16 protein-coding genes are annotated in these 17,101 nt (G+C 47.2%); 3 read left to right on the top strand and 13 right to left on the bottom strand.

Annotation, left to right across the window (positions count from 1 at the left end; genetic code table 11):
- Nucleotides 1-12 precede the first annotated feature (12 nt).
- From DYD21_RS17380 to DYD21_RS17320, 13 genes are all read right to left on the bottom strand, one after another.
- Entirely contained in the window at nt 13-783 is a 771-nt protein-coding gene (locus tag DYD21_RS17380) for a 3-ketoacyl-ACP reductase (RefSeq protein ID WP_116038280.1), read from the bottom strand.
- Between the two features lie 55 nt (nt 784-838).
- Complete coding sequence (locus DYD21_RS17375; RefSeq protein ID WP_116038279.1) at nt 839-2,221, bottom strand: glycoside hydrolase family 88 protein; 1,383 nt, start codon at nt 2,219-2,221, stop codon at nt 839-841.
- A 132-nt stretch (nt 2,222-2,353) separates the two neighbouring features.
- The gene (locus tag DYD21_RS17370) at nt 2,354-3,514 is read right to left on the bottom strand and encodes a Gfo/Idh/MocA family protein (RefSeq protein ID WP_199535584.1); all 1,161 of its coding nucleotides are present in this window, start codon (nt 3,512-3,514) and stop codon (nt 2,354-2,356) included.
- A 79-nt stretch (nt 3,515-3,593) separates the two neighbouring features.
- Entirely contained in the window at nt 3,594-4,040 is a 447-nt protein-coding gene (locus tag DYD21_RS17365; protein ID WP_116038278.1) for a dimethylsulfonioproprionate lyase family protein, read from the bottom strand.
- 161 nt (nt 4,041-4,201) lie between these two features.
- Nucleotides 4,202-4,852 carry an LUD domain-containing protein gene (locus DYD21_RS17360; protein WP_116038277.1) on the bottom strand — a complete coding sequence of 217 codons (651 nt, stop codon included), beginning with the start codon at nt 4,850-4,852 and terminating at the stop codon, nt 4,202-4,204.
- Entirely contained in the window at nt 4,849-6,285 is a 1,437-nt protein-coding gene (locus tag DYD21_RS17355; RefSeq protein WP_116038276.1) for a LutB/LldF family L-lactate oxidation iron-sulfur protein, read from the bottom strand. The genes DYD21_RS17360 and DYD21_RS17355 overlap by 4 nt, the downstream gene beginning before the upstream one ends.
- Nucleotides 6,282-7,031, bottom strand: coding sequence for a (Fe-S)-binding protein (locus DYD21_RS17350; RefSeq protein ID WP_116038275.1), 750 nt, complete (start codon nt 7,029-7,031; stop codon nt 6,282-6,284). Before DYD21_RS17350 ends, DYD21_RS17355 begins: the two co-directional genes overlap by 4 nt.
- 11 nt (nt 7,032-7,042) lie before the next feature.
- The gene (locus tag DYD21_RS17345) at nt 7,043-8,488 is read right to left on the bottom strand and encodes an FGGY-family carbohydrate kinase (protein ID WP_116038274.1); all 1,446 of its coding nucleotides are present in this window, start codon (nt 8,486-8,488) and stop codon (nt 7,043-7,045) included.
- Nucleotides 8,489-8,542: 54 nt separating this feature from the next.
- Nucleotides 8,543-9,829, bottom strand: coding sequence for a TIM barrel protein (locus DYD21_RS17340; protein WP_116038273.1), 1,287 nt, complete (start codon nt 9,827-9,829; stop codon nt 8,543-8,545).
- Nucleotides 9,826-9,999 (bottom strand): hypothetical protein, encoded by a 174-nt coding sequence (locus DYD21_RS21255; protein WP_199535583.1) that lies wholly within the window; start codon nt 9,997-9,999, stop codon nt 9,826-9,828. The genes DYD21_RS17340 and DYD21_RS21255 overlap by 4 nt, the downstream gene beginning before the upstream one ends.
- A gap of 107 nt (nt 10,000-10,106) precedes the next feature.
- Nucleotides 10,107-12,335, bottom strand: a complete 2,229-nt coding sequence (locus tag DYD21_RS17330; protein ID WP_199535582.1) for a bifunctional rhamnulose-1-phosphate aldolase/short-chain dehydrogenase — start codon at nt 12,333-12,335, stop codon at nt 10,107-10,109.
- Nucleotides 12,336-12,340: 5 nt separating this feature from the next.
- Complete coding sequence (locus DYD21_RS17325; protein ID WP_116038271.1) at nt 12,341-13,759, bottom strand: cytosine permease; 1,419 nt, start codon at nt 13,757-13,759, stop codon at nt 12,341-12,343.
- A 367-nt stretch (nt 13,760-14,126) separates the two neighbouring features.
- On the bottom strand, nt 14,127-15,101 hold the full coding sequence (locus DYD21_RS17320) for a sugar-binding transcriptional regulator (RefSeq protein WP_116038270.1): 975 nt from the start codon (nt 15,099-15,101) through the stop codon (nt 14,127-14,129).
- A 356-nt stretch (nt 15,102-15,457) separates the two neighbouring features.
- On the opposite strand from DYD21_RS17320, the gene DYD21_RS17315 reads away from it, so the two are divergent.
- From DYD21_RS17315 to DYD21_RS17305, 3 genes are all read left to right on the top strand, one after another.
- A complete protein-coding gene (locus DYD21_RS17315; RefSeq protein WP_158607349.1) occupies nt 15,458-16,024 on the top strand; it encodes an RNA polymerase sigma factor in 567 nt (188 codons plus the stop codon).
- A 150-nt stretch (nt 16,025-16,174) separates the two neighbouring features.
- Nucleotides 16,175-16,426: a hypothetical protein gene (locus DYD21_RS17310; RefSeq protein ID WP_116038268.1), complete on the top strand. Its 252-nt coding sequence runs from the start codon at nt 16,175-16,177 to the stop codon at nt 16,424-16,426.
- Nucleotides 16,427-16,443: 17 nt separating this feature from the next.
- Nucleotides 16,444-17,067 (top strand): DUF6250 domain-containing protein, encoded by a 624-nt coding sequence (locus tag DYD21_RS17305; protein WP_147303632.1) that lies wholly within the window; start codon nt 16,444-16,446, stop codon nt 17,065-17,067.
- The last annotated feature ends 34 nt before the right edge of the window (nt 17,068-17,101 follow it).

Below are 17,101 nucleotides of genomic sequence, written 5' to 3'. Positions count from 1 at the left end.
AAAAATGTTGTGCTATAATCGTGGTACCGTTAACCCGCCGTCAACCATGAAAACTTCTCCTGAGGAATACGGAAAATCACCGCTGGCAAGAGCCAAAACAGCTTTTCCAACATCTTCCGGAGTGCCCCAGCGGGGCTGGATGGTGAGTCCATCCGCTATAAGTTTGTCATATTTATCGGTAACGGCAGAGGTCATGTCGGTTCGTGTAACTCCGGGCCGTACTTCATATGCCGGTATGCCATATTCGGCCATCCGAACAGCCCAGACCCGGCTGTGCATGGCAAGGGCGGCTTTTGACATGCAGTAATCTCCCCGGTTTTCAGAAACGACTGTTGCTGATATTGAACCGATTGTAATGATGGCACCACTGTAATTTTTATCCCCGCCTTTCTGCTCCACCATCCAGTTGGCAATCGCCTGAGTAAGAAAATAGGGGCCTTTCAGGTTGATCCGCATAAGGCGGTCGAAACTTTCCGTAGTTGCATTCAGCGGATCGAGCCGTTCATTTGGAGCCACACCGGCGTTATTAACCAATACATTCAGCCGCCCGAATTCGGATTTTAATTTGTTTACAATCCCAAGCCGGTCTTCATCCGCCCCGATATCTCCGCGGCAGTAGATGACTTCTGTTCCGTGTGACCGGAGTTTTTCCAAAGTTTCTGTAACGCGCGATTCTTCCCGTACGCCATTGATGGCTACATCATACCCGTTTTCACAAAGCTGATGCGCAATAGAAAGGCCGATACCCCGTGAGCCACCGGTTACTAATGCTGCTGGATTCATATTTCAATCTGTTTGTTTTATAAAATTCTGGTGTTATCGAAAGACACCGGGTTAATTACCCGATCTCGTTGAAAAATGTGTAATAAGGTTCATCATTCGCCATTCGGGTGAGGCATAGCGCCAGTTCCCTCATATGATAATCTCCCCACATGCTCGATTCACCGCACGGAACTGATTGCCCGTCGGGAATGTAGTCCCATCCGTTTGGACGATGGTATACGGAGTGCAGCAGGAGTCCCTGGTGAGCATCATCCGTACTTAAATACGGTTCCTTGAAGAGGGTTGATGCTACGGTCAGCCCGGCCTGGTAGTAGCGGTCACCCTCTTCTGTTTTTCCTGCGTTCTTCAGGTAACTACCCAGACGGAGCAGACCCTGAGCACCAATTGCTGCTGCGGAAGAATCCACAGGTTCATGTTCGTTGTATGGATCGGCGTCTGAAGCGGTGTAGTCACCGAGCTTATGGAGGTTCGGAGCGCCGGTGTCCCAGTACGGAATGCCATCTGCGGAGCTGTTATCAATGTAGAAGTCGCAGGTTGCTTTGGCCGCTTTCAGCATCATTGTTTCGACCTCATCCCTTCCTCCAAAGGGTTCAAGTTCTTCATCCGAAACTGTGTTCAGAAATTCGAGCTGTTCCGGAAATCCGCACATAGCCCAGGATAAACCGCGTGTCCAGGTAGAAAACGGGGAGTAGCCCTGTTGTGAATTGGGGCATCGGAACTGGCCGTCCGTAACATTAAAAATGGCTTCGTGCGTGGTTCGTCCCCAAAGATCATAGGCATCACGGCCTTCGCCGTAATAGACGCTGTACCGTGCCGTCATAGTGGCGTGTTCAATCAATCTGCCGAGCAGAGAGATTTTTTCATCGTGTTCTGCAAAGAGTGCATGGCCCAGCGTATGACTGAGAGAAAGAGCCCGGAGTGTGCGAACTGTATCTACAAAAAGAGAATGAGGTCCGTTAAAGGAGTGAATAAACCCAATTCCGTCGGCTGTCTTTGTCCATCGTGCAGCCTGAACCGCGCCTGTTGATTTCAGAGCGAGCTCATAAAAGTTCTTTTCCCAGTCGCCCGCTTCAAACTTACCTTCGTTTAGCAGCCTGAGTAGGGAGCCATATGTGCTCACATTATTAAAACCGTGATCATGAACCCCGATGTGGGTAATATGAGGCGCCATCAGATCGAGGGTAGCCTGGCGGCCGAGTTTTAGAAACCCGGTATCGCCGGTTGCATCAAACTGAAGAATCTCCCCGCCAAACTGAAATCCCTGCGTCCACTCGGTCCAGCCGCGGGTGGTATATTTTCCAGCTTCCGTAAAAACCGGGGAACCCTTATCCGTATCGTACTCTTTTCGGATCAGGTGAATTTTACGTGCGGAATGCTCCCACACATTATCTAAATCATTCTTGAGGGTTTGGGGAGATAGATTTTGATTGATCTTCATTCTATAAAAATTTCTTCTGTAATTTAATTTTAATTAGGCCCTATAATATTTCAATAACTACCTTCTGCTACCTGCTACCTGCTACCTGCTACCTGCTACCTGCTACCTGCTACCTGCTACCTGCTTAAATCTTCACACCAAATCAGGCACGTCCATCCACTGCCGTTTTTCCGCAGCTTCATACCCGATATCGGCGAGCTGATTCCCTTTAGCAGCTTCCAGCAGGTTCCAGCGGAAAGGTTCATCTTTAACCACATGGCGCAGAAACAGCTCCCACTGAATTTTAAATGCGTTATCAAATTCCTGCTGATGAGGTAATTTAATCCAGTCCTTTCGGAAATCGTGATCATGATCAACATCGGGATTCCATACCGGTTTGGGTGTGGCGCCATAGGGTTGAATCCAGGCATCACGGAGACCGGCAACAGCAGAACCTTTGGTTCCGTCGACCTGAACAGTCAGCAGATCATCGCGGCGTACGCGGGTTGTCCATGAGGAATTAAACTGGGCAATGACGCCGTTCTTAAGCTTGAAAATTGCATAGGCTGCATCATCAGCGGTGGCTTTATACGGCTCGCCATCTTCATCAAACCGTTCTTTCACGTGTGTGGCGCTCAGGCAGGAGACCGCCTCTACATCCCCAAAAAGATTATCGATGACATACCGCCAGTGGCAGAACATATCCAGGATCATCCCACCGCCATCTTCCTTTCGATAGTTCCAGGATGGACGTTGTGCCGGTACGGTATCTCCTTCGAATACCCAGTATCCGAAATCGCCTTTAACGCTCAAAATCTCACCAAAAAATCCCTGTTCGCGAAGCTGACGCAGTTTTACAAGACCTGGCAACCAGAGTTTATCCTGCACCACACCGTGTTTTACACCTGCCTTGTGGGCGACTTCATAAAGTTTAACAGCATCTTTGGTCGTTACGGCCGATGGTTTTTCGCAGTAAATATGTTTTCCTGCCGCAACAGCTTTTTTTACACTCTCCACGCGGAGGTCGGTTCGCTGGGCATCAAAATAGATTTGGTAGTGGTCATCATTCAGAACCGAATCCAGGTCGGTTGTCCAGTTTTCGATGCCAGATTCTTCAGCCAGCTTTTCCAGTTTTTTTGCATTCCGTCCAACCAGAACGGGATCGGGGAGGATGGTTTCCGACTGGCTGATTTTTACCCCACCCTGTTCAATGATAGGAAGGATCGACCGCATCAAATGCTGATTTTTACCCATACGGCCGGTCACACCGTTCATGATGATGCCAATTTTATGTGTTTTGAGATTTTCACTCATGGTTAAATACTCCTTTAAAACGTTAATTTTTTTTGATTGATAGGATACCGGAACGAAACCGTTCAAATTACCAGAAAGCTCATTCTGGAGCGTCGGTACACTGTGGCCATGCCCCATCGGGGAGGGAAGGAACATCCACACCCTCTTTGGGCAGCGTTCCATCAAGCTCCTGGCGCCAGTGGGCTACATCTCCGGCCGGACCATAACAGTAGATCATCTTCAGTGGTTTCTTTTGGCGGTTGGTCAGCTGATGAAATTCATTTGGCGGGATGTAGATTGTCTGGCCGGCTTTGAGTGCGAACCGCTCTTCTCCGAGGCACATTTCGCCTTCCCCTTCAAGGATAAGATAAACCTCTTCCTGTTCATGATTATGCCACGGAACCTGGCCGCCTTCAGGATCAAGTGTCACCATACCCATGGAGAAAGCCTCGGCCTGGATAGGTGACGGGCCGCCAACAATATTACGTGTCAGGCGTTTTGCGGGAAATCTGCGTCCTTCGATTTTATTTAAATCAGCAATTTTCATGATGTGTGATCTGTTTTTATTCGGTTAGATGGTATGTTGATTTCAGGTTCAGCTCACATATTTAAGAGAGAACCGGTTTCTTTATATACTGCAATAAATTGATTTCAGTCACTATATTTTCTGTTGAACGGAAACCTGAATTTGCACCCGGGATTTCACGATCAAACAATAAGTACGTGAAGGTTTCTTGGGCCGTGAACTCCTTCAACGCGGTCCAGTTCGATGTCCGATGTGGCGGATGGCCCTGATATCATGGTAACAGGCCTTCCGGTGGATCGCACGGTATCCGTTAGCTTTGCAATTGCCTCCGGAAAAATATCGGTGATCTGTTCGCTCTCCACCACACAAATATGGTAATCTGGAAGCAGGGTAAGTGCTCTGCGTCCCTGCCCGGCACCGCTATCAAGGATGATGGTTCCCGTCTGTGCAACCGCAACCCGGCAGCCGGTTAAAACGCCGTGACTGTTATTTAAATCCTGTTTTGAAAGTGGCGGATCGTCGTGAAGGAGTTCTATACCAGGGGAAAGAGAATCAAGCCAATCTGGATTCAGTCCGGGCGGAATAACCAGTTTTTTAATTCCGGATTCGGAACAGATCTCATCAACCTTTCTGCAAATGGATGGCTTGTCAACATATTCAACCACGGCTTTGTAATCGCTCACCCGTAATGCAAACTGATTGGTAATACTTTTAAGGTCGCTGGTGCCTTTCCGGTTATAGTCTCTTTGGATCGCCGGCAGTTCCGCTCGGGATTCTTTCTCACCGAGAGATGTTCGAATTCTTTGCAAAATCTCTTTTTTGGAGCCGCTCATGAACGATCCCTCCACCACTCACGAAACGTCTGTTTCGGGATCGGTTTCAGATCCCGGAAGTCTGTCCATTTTGAAAGTTCGCCCGGCAGTTTTGAAATCATGCCATCTTTTTCAAATAGTTTCTGACCCGTTTGCCCGATTTTTTGGAGCCGTTCATATCGTTTTCTGCTCCGGAAAGCCCGCGCCATCAAACGCATACCCACGTGAGTTGAATCCATCTTGAACCGGATGCCGCCATTTTTTTTATTGTGCTCCACAATGTTGCCCCGAAGATGTGTCAGTACCTCAGGGATATTGATTTTCACGGGGCAAACCTCATAACAGGCACCGCAGAGCGAAGAGGCGTAGGGGAGGGAGGCGGCAGATGAATCATCTAATCCGCGCAGCTGCGGAGTGAGAATGGCGCCGATCGGACCCGGATAAATGCTGTGATAGGCATGGCCTCCGGTTCGTTCATAAACGGGACAAATATTCAGGCAGGCGCTGCAGCGGATACAGTGCAGTGTTTGCCGCCCGGTTTCATCAGCCAAAACTTTTGTACGGCCGTTATCAAGCAAAACCAGGTGGAATTCCTGCGGACTGTCCCCATCGGTTGTGCCGGTCCAGAATGTGTTGTAGGGATTCATCCGTTCCGCTGTGGAGGAGCGGGGCAGAAGCTGCATAAATACTTCAAGATCACACCATTTTGGGATGATTTTTTCTATCCCCAAAACGGTAATCAGCGTGTCCGGCAGGGTGGTGCACATCCGTCCGTTTCCTTCTGATTCTACAACAGCCACAGTCCCGGTTTCGGCAACGGCAAAATTCCCGCCGCTGATGCCAATTTTTGCCTTTAAAAAATTCTTTCTCAGGTAGAGGCGTGCCGCTTCTGCAAGGTCGGCCGGCTCATCACTCAGATGTTCAATATTCAGTTTTTCTTTGAAAAGATCCCGGATCTCTGACCGGTTTTTATGAATGGCAGGCACCAGGATATGCGATGATTCATCGCCGGCAAGCTGCACAATAAGCTCGGCAAGATCGGTTTCCAGAGCCGTAATCCCGGCGTTTTGCAGTGCTTCATTCAGCCGGATCTCATCGGTTGTCATCGATTTCACCTTCACAACTTCCGTCTCCTGTTTTTCACGGATCAGTTGCGTAACAATCTGGTTTGCCTCATCGGCATCCGCGGCCCAGTGAACCACTCCGCCCGCCGCTGTTACCGATTCTTCGAGTTCAAGCAGGTAATCATCCAGGTTGTTCATCACCTGCTGCTTGATCTGCCGGCCCGACTCACGGAGCTCTTCCCAATCGGGCAGCTCCCCGGTGACGTCATCCCTTTTTTTTCGAATCGTTTGGGTGGCATGACCAATATTTTTTCGCAGCTGCGTATCGGCCAGATAATGACCGGCACTCTGTTCGAATGTCGGAAGGGAGGATCGATTTTCCTTTTTCACTGTTTTCCTCCCGGCTTCTCTTCGGTTGAGGCCAAAACTTCAGCAAGATGAACCGTTCGGATGCCGCTTCGCTGCCGGCTCATCGCTCCGCCGATATGCATCAGGCAGGAATTATCTGCCGCAACGCAGATTTCAGCACCGGTCTGTTTGATGTGATGAATTTTGTCTCCCACCATGGCTGCTGATGTATCGCTGTTTTTGATTGCGAAAGTTCCGCCGAAGCCGCAGCACTCCAGGGCATTCGGCAGCTCAGCAAACTCCAGTCCCCGTACATTTTTCAGCAGTTTCAGCGGGGCATCCCCCACGTGAAGCACACGCAGGGAGTGGCAGGTCGGGTGATAGGTAACGCGGTGCGGGAAATAGGCTCCCACATCTTCAATTTTGAGTTTGTCTACCAAAAAACCGGACAGTTCAAATACTCTTGGCAGTAATTCTGACACACTTTTTTCAAGCGCTGAATCACCGGTGGTTTCCGCAATTTTGGGATAATATTCATGAATCATTCCGGCGCAGGAAGCCGACGGCACCACCACCGCTTCGGCATCTTCATACAGTTCAACAAAACGCCGAACCAGCGGTACAGTTTCATCACGATAGCCGGTGTTGTAATGCATCTGGCCGCAGCATGTCTGTTCCGGGTTGAAATCTATCGTATGGCCAAGTCTCTCAAGCAGATGAACCACAGCCTTGCCGGTACCCGGAAAAAGCGTATCATTCACACAGGTAAGAAAGAGCGAGACATTCATAGATGCTGTTTTTATAAGGTTTGATTGTGAGACTCATTCCAGGCATAATCCCCAACCGGCACTCCGTCTATCGGATCCACAAGATTCAGGCCGAGCAGATCTTTTACCCACCCGGGCTTTAAGGTATCGATATTCATCACCAGGGCCGCTCCCAGCGCCGATGCATAGGATGTGGATGCAGTATATATTTTTTTATCCGGGAAATGAGTTGCCAGTAATCTGCAGAAAAAAGAGTTATTTGCAAAACCTCCGGTAACAATAATTTGTTTGGCTGTGGTTTCTCCCTCGGCAAGCCGTATGGCGTCTGTCTGTATAGATACCAGGTCGAGCATAAGTTGATGGCACGCTTCCCTGAACGTGTTAAAAACGTCAAGATTCCACGTTCCCCTGCCGGTGTGTGGATGCGGGCCGGTTTCGCCCGCTTTTTCGAGGATAAGTTTCCGGTCGGGATCAGGATTGTTGATTAGTTTTTTCAGTAGAGTTGGATCGGCATGATTTCCCGGAGTTTTCCTGTTTTTATTAAAGTAAGCCGAGATTTTTTCAAGCTGATGTGAATATTCCGCACCAAGCAGCAGCCGGGACGCCTTCACCGGTTCACCGTATATATTCAGATACTGAAGGCAATCCCTTTCAAGATCATCATAAGTCAGCTCTGTTTGAGTGAACGGGTTCATGGCAATACTCCATGTGCCGGTTGAGAGCTGAATAAAGGGTTCATCAAGCCCGATAAGATACGGAACGAGCGCGGCTGAACTGTCGTGAATTCCAATGCCGGTTTCAAAATGATGACTTTCAAAATGGCCATTGGTGGTTTTTTTTGGAAGTTCAGGGTCGGGCAGTAAATGCTGTAATTTTTCCTTTTTCAACCAGGGATGATAGGTGTTTTTCCGGTAGTTCCACATTCCGGTATGGCAGCCAATACTTGTAAGATCAGCGGTTTTTCTGCCGGTAAAAAGATAGCTGATATACTGGGGAAGATGAAGCGTAGCGTTGATCGATTTTAGTAATTCCGGGTTTTCATGTTTGATCCGGTAGAGCTGCAAGCCCGAATTGAGCATTCCCATTGGGGGGGATGCGGTTTCTGTAGAAAATTGATTCCTGCCGCCATACGTATCATAGAATTGTTCTTTCAGCTCTTCAGGATATGGCTTCAGATAGTTTTCCATCGGTGCAGTCGGGTCCCCGTTTTTGTCAAGGTGAACAAGAGTGGCGCCGTAAGCCGACACATTCAGCTGACGAATTACATATTTGTTTTGATGGGCCACTTCTTTGGTGACCTCTTGAATCCACTTGTTTAACTGTTCAATATCTTCACATGGGAAGCCGTCGTTGTCAGTCGTCTCATCAAGATTATTTTTTCTGCTATAGACGATGTTAAAACGGTCGTCGAACAGCAGGAATTTTTTATTGGTTTTCCCGATGTCAAAAATGGCTGTAACAGGTATGGATGATGACATAGTGGCCTTTTTTGCTGATTAAAGGTTGATTGCCCAGCTGATGCAGATTCGGGGTTACAACCCGGTAGCGGTAGAATCGCTGCCTCTGACGCGGACCAATTGATCCCGCACGTTCAGTTCCCTGAACAGTATCTCCGGCTGAATTGCAGCGCCGTTTTTTAGCCTGCTTTCACGCAACAGGGGGCGCACATCGGTCCGGAATGCTTCTTGTAAAATATCCTGGGCCCGGGCCACATCATTATCCCGGCGTGCGCTTTCAAGCTCTTTTCTGTCGAGGATTTGCGCACGGGCATAGGCGATCTGTATCGCTTCAACGGATTGCAGCAGATCTTCAAGCGGATCTTTTACGTTATGACTGGCATCAATCATCCATGCGAGATCGGAAAACGTGGTGTCATCGGGGTTGTCCACTTGGTCTGTCAGTTCACAAAAAATCAGAAAAAGCTGGTACGGTTTGATGGAGCCGGTGGTGAGGTCATCATCCGCATATTTTGAATCGTTAAAATGAAACCCGCCAAGTTTGTTCTCCATCATCAGAGTGGCAACAATCTGCTCAATATTGGTGTTTGGCAGATGATGCCCCAGGTCGACCAGCGTTTTTGCACGATCTCCCAATTTGGAAGCGAGCAGAAAGGATGTTCCCCAATCGGGGATAACCATGGAATAGAAATTGGGTTCAAACGGTTTGTACTCAATCAGCATCGTCCAGTCGGATGGAAGGTCGGAATAAACATCTTCAAGAGACTGCCGGGTGCGATCGAGGGCTTTCCGCAGGTTTTGCTGGCCGGGAAAATTGGATCCGTCGGCGAGCCAGACCGTAAGTGCCTTAGATCCCAGTTCCTTCCCGATTTTTATCACCTCTTTATTATGAGCCACGGCCTGCTCTCGTACGCGCGAATCGGTATGGCTGAGTGAACCGAACTTATATGAAAATTTCTGATCCGGCTGATCCTGGAACGTGTTGGAATTTACGGCATCGAATAACAGATCAAGTGCATCTGCTTTCTGCCTGATCGCTTCCGTATCGTCCGGTATATCCCAGGGGATGTGGAGTGATATGGCACCGCTGGATCCATTGAGTGCGTGAATGATGCCTACATCCTCGATTTTCTCTTCCAGTGTACGCGGCTCACCTCCCATCTTAAACCGCCCGAAACGCGTTCCTCCGGCACCCAGTGCCCAGCTTGGAATAGCAACCTGGAAATCTGAAAGTTTTTGAACCAAATCGTCCGGGCTGATCCCGTTTTTGGAAAGTTGATCTTCAAGCAGACGCAGGGCATCCTGATGGCCGTCAGCGCTTTTTCGATTGTGTTCGTCAATCTGATTTTTATTGATTTTCATAGTTTTTTCTCCTTCATCCAGAACGGAGAAGAGGCAAACCACAAAATCATGCCGACAAGCATCAGGGTAGTGTGCAGTTGAAAACTGATGGTACCGTTAAAGACGAGAAATGACGGCACAATGGTAAGCAGCAGTCCGCTGAATGAAACAATTTTAAGAATACTGTTCATATCAAGTTGGGTTTTTTCGAAAATCAAGTTAATGATCCACCCTGCAAACCCGGAGGCTGCAGAGTGGATTTTTCACCCATATCAGGGGTAAAGCGTTACAGCAGCTGCTATCTCATAAACGCATCTTTAAGGCCGCCATCCACGGGGATGATGTGGCCGGTTGTATTTTCAAACCGGGAGCTCAGCAGCGAATAGATCGCTTCAGTCTGTTGTTCGAGGGAGATCGATCGCTGTGTAAGCGTTCGCTGAGCATAAAAATCTGCCAGCCTTTCGCGGAGCTCTTCAGTCTCCTCACTTTCATCAAAATCGATGTTGTATTTGGTTAGCGAGGCCATCACACGATTTCTGGGAAACATGCTGCTTCCATCCACTACGGTTGCCGGCGCAACGCCGTTAACCCTGATTTCCGGTGAAAGCTCGATTGCGAGCTCTCTAACCAAATGGTTTGCAGCGGATTTACTTGTATCGTACGCCATACTTCCGATTTTTGCAACCACGGCATTTGCACTGGTTGTAATCACCATGCTGCCTTCCATTCCCTGCTTCTTCCATGTGGCTGACATTTCATCTGCTACAATAAAGTTACCTTTTACATTTACAGCAAACGATTTATCCCATGCGGTATCCGGCAGATTTCCATTTTCATCAGGGGTGGGAAACAGACCGGCGGTAACGGCTACCATATCCACGCCGCCATAGGCGAGAATCGTCTGCCTGATTGCTTCCTTAACTGAATTTCGATCGGTTATATCGCATCCCAGCCCGATCACATCACCGCTGCGGCTGATGCCTGATCCGGCAACACCAATTCCCATACCGATCTTACCAAGAATTTCATCAGCAGTATTTTTAGCGTTGTTTTCATCCAGGTCGAGGCAGGCAACCGTTCCGCCTTCATCGATCAGTTTCGGAACAAGCGCCTTGCCAATGCCGCTTCCAGATCCGATAACCAGTACCACTTTTCTTGAAAGCTCGCTTTCGGGCGGCATTCGCTGGAGTTTTGCCTCTTCAAGAGCCCAGTATTCAATATCGAACGCTTCCTGACGCGGCAGGGCGGTGTATGATCCGATTGATTCTGCTCCTCTCATCACACCGATTGCGGCTGTGTAAAACTCTGCCGTCACCCGGGATTCACTTTTTGATTTCCCCCAGGTAATCATGCCAAGGCCGGGAATCAATAGTACAGTGGGATTTCCGCCTCTCATATCGGGCGACTCATCATCTTTGCACTGGTTGTAATATACGGCGTAATCTTTCCGATACTGTTCGAGCCCGCTTTCAATTTTCGATTTCAGATCGTCTGAATTCTCTGCATCCGGATTCCAGTCAATGTAGAGCGGTTTGATTTTTGTACGCAGAAAATGGTCGGGGCACGAGGTTCCCAGTTCAGCCAGCCGTCCGGCATCTGCAGAATTGATAAACTGCAGGGTAACTTCATCATCCTGGTAGGTTCCGATAAAGCGGTCGTCTTCAGCAAGCAGCCCGCGGATATAAGGAGAAACATCAGCGATCAGATCGTGCCGTTCCTCTTCCGGCAGGGACGTGTACTGGTTTCCACCGAAAGTATCCGCTCCCTTTTCGTTTTCTGCAAGATATTCAGCCGCGCGGTTAATCAGATCGAGACTAAGTTCATAACACGCTTTATCGTCATTATCCCAGTTAATCAGTCCGTGTCCGCCCAGGATAATTCCCTTAATGCCGGGATTTTCTTTGATCGTATTCTGAAGTGCGAGACCCAGTTCAAATCCGGGACGCATCCAATCTACCCAGGCGACTTCATCCCCATAAATCTCTTTCATGATTTCTTTTCCGTTATCCGCTGTGGCGATAGAGATAATCGGCACAGGATGGGTATGGTCTACAAAATCAAACGGGATGAAACTGTGCAGGGGCGTGTCGATCGACGGTGCACGCGGATTCAGATTGAAGGTGCAGTGAGGATACATCTGTACCATAGAATCCTCTGCGGGAGTTTTTAGCCCGGTATTCTCTTTATTGTGATAGATATCCTGCAGGTTTAGGAGCTTATCCTGGTAGAGAGATGCAAAGTTCGGGCGTTTTGCGGTTCGGAGATCGCCGCCGGATCCTTTCACCCATAACACGGATACCTCTTCGCCGGAAATGGGATCTTGTTCCGTCAGCTTGCTGGACGTGTTGCCGCCGCCTGTATTGTTTACATAGGCATCGCTGCCCAAAAGATTAGAGCGGTAGACCAGCCGTCCGACAGGATCGAGCTTATCGGCATGAGAATCATCCCACTCACTTTCCACAGTTCTGAAATAGTGTTCTGTCGTACTTTTTCTCGTCTTCTTTGTAGTCATTGTATTTTCACTCATTACAGTTAAGATTGTTCTGTGTGTTCAATTTTTTCAGTTTTTTTGATGCTCTTTGTGTGAATCAGGTAACTCATGCCGATGTAGACGCCAACAGCTACAAACCATCCGGGCAGCCCGAGGAAGAAGATTTCAATTCCTGCGTATAGATTCAGGAAGAGGCAAAATCCGAGGGTAAAAAACCACGTGATGGCTGCGGCCCAGTTGAATTTGATTCCAACCTGTTCGGCGTAATTGGGTATCAGGTTAAACTTTTTGAAAAAGAGTACGTCCAGCAGCACAACAGCACCCATAGGCATCAGCACCAAGCCATAGAGGGCCACAAAATCGAGCAGATTCATTACGAGAGCGGGAAAGCAGGCAATTACTGTGGTGAAAAAGCCGGTAAAGAGCGTAACTTTCCACCGTTTCCAGTTGGGCGTGACAGACTGAAATGCAAGCCCGGCCCGGTAGATCGTTGGGTTTGCTGTGGTCCAGCCTGCGATGACAACGCAGATTGCTCCGGCAATTCCTGCACTATTATAAGCGATCAGCCCGGGAGCAACGGCACCTGCAGCTGCTGCCATAAGAACACCGGAGGCCATCCAGGCGATGAAGTGCCCAAAAAACATACCGGCCGCAGATGCAAACCCGTACTGCCATTTTTTTGCATACCGGAGGATCGACATATCGCTCATCCCAATGTGCATGGCCATGTTTGCGAACCAGGCGAAAAAGATAACGTGCCAGACGGTAAACTGTGTGAGGCCTTCCGCAGCGACACCGGTCCAGATCTGTTCATTTGCCGCCGTGGTGAATCCGGAAACCGATTCTACGCCAAGCGAAGGGAGAACGGCAATAGCAGCAGCTACAAAAACAAGAAACATCCATGGAAAACTGATATTTGCGAAGCGCGCCACATATTCATAACCGGCGATGGCAATGATGGTGATGATGGTGCCAACAAAAAAGACGGTGAGGATCCAGCCAATACTGGTTGGGAAGAGATCATCCAGTCCCGGCATCGGGATTTGAAAAGGCAGACCAACTGCAGTTGCGGCCACAGCGATCATCGCACCGGCCAGGAAACAAAACATAATGGCATTCACAACATTGTAGAGGCTGGCCAGATGATCTCCGCAGATCTTTTTCAATTGCCAGTAGAGTGTAAGTTTGGTTTTCACCGCAACCGGGGCACATAAAAAAGCCCAGCTGAATACGGCCAGCAGGTTTCCAATGATAAGCCCGATAACGAGATCCATAAAAGAAACACCGTGCGCAACGAAAAGCGCGCCGATCACAAATTCTGTTCCCGCGGTATGTTCACCGGCGTACATACCCAGAAAGCCACGCCAGCCCTTAAGCTTTTTTTCAGGAACCGGTTCGCGCTCATACTCATCAAGTGTCTGAAGTCTTTTTTCTAACCAGTTTAGTTTTTCTGTTTCCATATGTTATCAGAGAAGTATCTGTAAGGTCTGTCAAAAAATGCTGTATTCCAGCGAAATGGTAAATCGATCCGTTCGATGAAAAAGTAGTGGTAAAAAATTATAAAGATGTATTTGTAACCCCGTAATGTAACTAACGCTATGTCTAATATAAATAATGATTATCAAGTAATCGGATGAATCATTAATAATATGAAATCCTGAGCATTTGTCAGTCTGATTTATAGAAAACTAAACCGACAACTACCCGAGATTACGGTAGTTTGAAATCACCTGGGGTATTCGCCAAATAAGAGTAGGCTGTTTAGATGTTCTACTGTTTGAATAGACTTTTTTTTAGAAGAGTGGATTGTATATAAAAAAGCTTCGTTTACTTTGCTTCTTCAATCAGCAGGAGGGCTGTATGCCGGTCGGTAATAAGCACATTAATGTATCCTCCGGCAAGGGCACCGCGAATAGCGTCGTATTTTTCAGTGCCGCCTGCAATGCCGACCACAGTTTTAACCTGTTTTAACTGTTCGAGTGTCATACCGATGAACCGGTCACTGAAGCCGGAGTTAACCGTTTCTCCATTGCGGTTAAAGAAGTTAAGCCCAATGTCTCCAACGGCATCCGAATGGATGATTTCCTGCTGGATGTCGTGCGACACCTCATTGTTCTCTTTCTTTAAAACGCGATTTGTGCTGATCGCGCCGATGCCCACATAAGCTTTATTAACCTTTGAGAAGAGACTCAGCGCATTTTTCACCCTGCGGTCAGTTAACAAAACCTCCCGGATTTCAGGACTGTCAACCACTCCCGGCGATTGCAGTAGTGTTAAACCAGCATTTAATATCCGGGAGAGACTCCGTGAGATATCCATTGTATGAGCCTTAGCTTCCGGGGGGCCAAATCCTCCAAGCATTTGTACAATGTGAAGATCCTTACTATCGGTCGGAGTAACTTTTTCCACCATAGCCTGTAGTGTTGTGCCCCAGGTTACACCAATTATATCTCCGTCTGAAAGTGAGCGGGACAGATGATTTGCTGCAGCTCCACCCAAAAGAGTTTTTAAAAGTGTATCTGAAGACTCGCCGTTGCCGCCAACCGAATCAACTACAATGGCCTCATTGAGACTGAAAAGTTGTTCCAGTTTTGATTCCATTCCTACGTGATCTCCCTCCGGATGGGAAACAGTGATTTGAACAATGCCGCTGTCCTTTGCCTGTTTTAGAAGGCGTGAAACTTTTGGGCGTGAAAGCTCGAGACGATTCGCAATTTGTTGCTGGGTGAATTCCTGTTCATAATAAAGAGTACTCACCTTACTGAGTAGTCGTGAATTTGGAGCGTCAACAGGCCTTGCCATGAAAAATAGGTTTATTTATTAAATAATGGTGTGTAAACGGGTATTGGTGCTACATAGTTTCAAAATGACTCAGGTTTATGAAACGGAAGCCGAATCTTTAACTGAAGCTGATTTTAAAGAGTCCACTCCATTTTGAATCTACTGAAGAAATAGCATTAGTCTGTAATATTTTTTGACATTCTGATTACGGTTAATTAAACTCGTAGAAGAAATTGTTCATTACTGAACAAATGTTCAATAACCTCTCAGGTCAGTGATAAACATTCAAATATATTTCCAGGGATTTGAGTTTGTAAATTTTAAAAAAGCGCTTTTTATGAAAAATTGCCGTGAAACCATAAAACCAAATGATCTTTATGAAAAGTAATGATACTGTAAAGCAAATGGATGATACCACACTGTGGTCAAATGTTTTAGAAGGAGATAAAGAAGCGCTTTCTTCACTATATCACACATATCACAACAGATTGTTTAATTACGGATACAGAATCGTCGCACGGGAAGATTTTGTGGAAGATTGCATACAGGAGCTTTTTCTGACTATATGGGAAAAGCATTATTCAATCAGCGAGGCCAAATCTGTGAAAGCTTACCTGTATATCTCCATGAGGAGAACCATTTTTAAAAATCTACGGAAATATAGAAATCAGCAGAACCGGAACCTTAAATATGCAAAAGAGAGAGAGCAGAGCAGTCTTACTGTGGAAGATTTTTTGATTGAATCGGAATATCAAAATGAATTTAAACAAAAGCTTGAAGTAGCGATCAATTCACTTAGCAAAAGAGGACGAGAGGTCATTTACCTGAAATATTACGATGGAATGTCGAATGCTGAAATTGCGACCCTGATGGATATTAAAAGACAGAGCGTATACAATCACGTATCTGAAGCGCTCAGCGAAATGCAGCAGTTTGTGGAATAATGCCTTTTTTTACTCAATTTCAGACTCGAACTTAGATTGATTGTAAATCTTCGGTTTCGCAAAGCCTTTCCAAACTAAACGTGATTTTTTTAAGCAGTAATCTCAAAAGATAAGGGTGATTATGATATGAAAATATCAGTTATAACTATTATGAAAGCTATTTTCAATAAATGGATCCTGAGCGGTTTCTTTATAGTTTGTGCCGGAATAAGCGGATCAGAGATTGTAATAAACTCAGATAATGATTCCGAAATGGCTGAAGAAAATTCAGATCCGGTCATCACCGGGTATGGTGAGGGCTTTTTGAGATTGGTGAAGAAATCTATAGCAATACATTTGAAAACGAAGATGACTGGATTATACAAATCCAGGATTCTGATGTTGAAGTGGATCCGGCTGTAAATTTTGACGGTGGAGCAATGGACGTATTCATGCCGGCGCGAGGTGCAACAATCTGGAACCAAAATAAATTTAGCGGGCCCGTGGCAATTACATTTAAAGTAAAAGCTCTATCGGAGAATGTTCAACCGGGCGGCGTCGTTGTACGGGATATCAACACTTTCTGGCACGCATCAGATCCGGAAATCCCAGATGGTATCTTTGACGAGAATGACTATACAGGCGCATTCGATTCCTATCATAAACAGCAAGGGTATTATGCCAGTATGGGAGGCCGGGATAATACCACCACCCGGTTTCGCAGATATCCGCGAACATCTACCGAAGGCGAACCCATAGAACATATTTCACTGTCGGAACGGGATGGCCTCGAAGACTTTTTGATTCAGCCTGACAAAACGCATACGGTTCAGCTTGTCGTCTACCAGGACGTGATCCAGTATATTGTAGATGGGCGGATATTTTATGAAATACGTGAAGGCGATACAATTACACTATCAACTTCGGATGGCGGTGAAAAAACTGCAGAATATACGGAAGATCTGTTTCCTTCATACAGTGAAGGCTGGTTTGGGTTTCGATTGGTGAACACCCATCACCGTTATTCAGATTTCAGAGTGCATCGCCTGAAACCAGCAGATTAGAAGTTAAACTGAAGTATTATAAACAAACTACTTC

It is taken from the genome of Rhodohalobacter sp. SW132 (assembly GCF_003390325.1).
Taxonomy (GTDB): Bacteria; Bacteroidota; Rhodothermia; order Balneolales; family Balneolaceae; genus SW132.
This window is presented reverse-complemented; position numbering and strand designations above follow the sequence as displayed.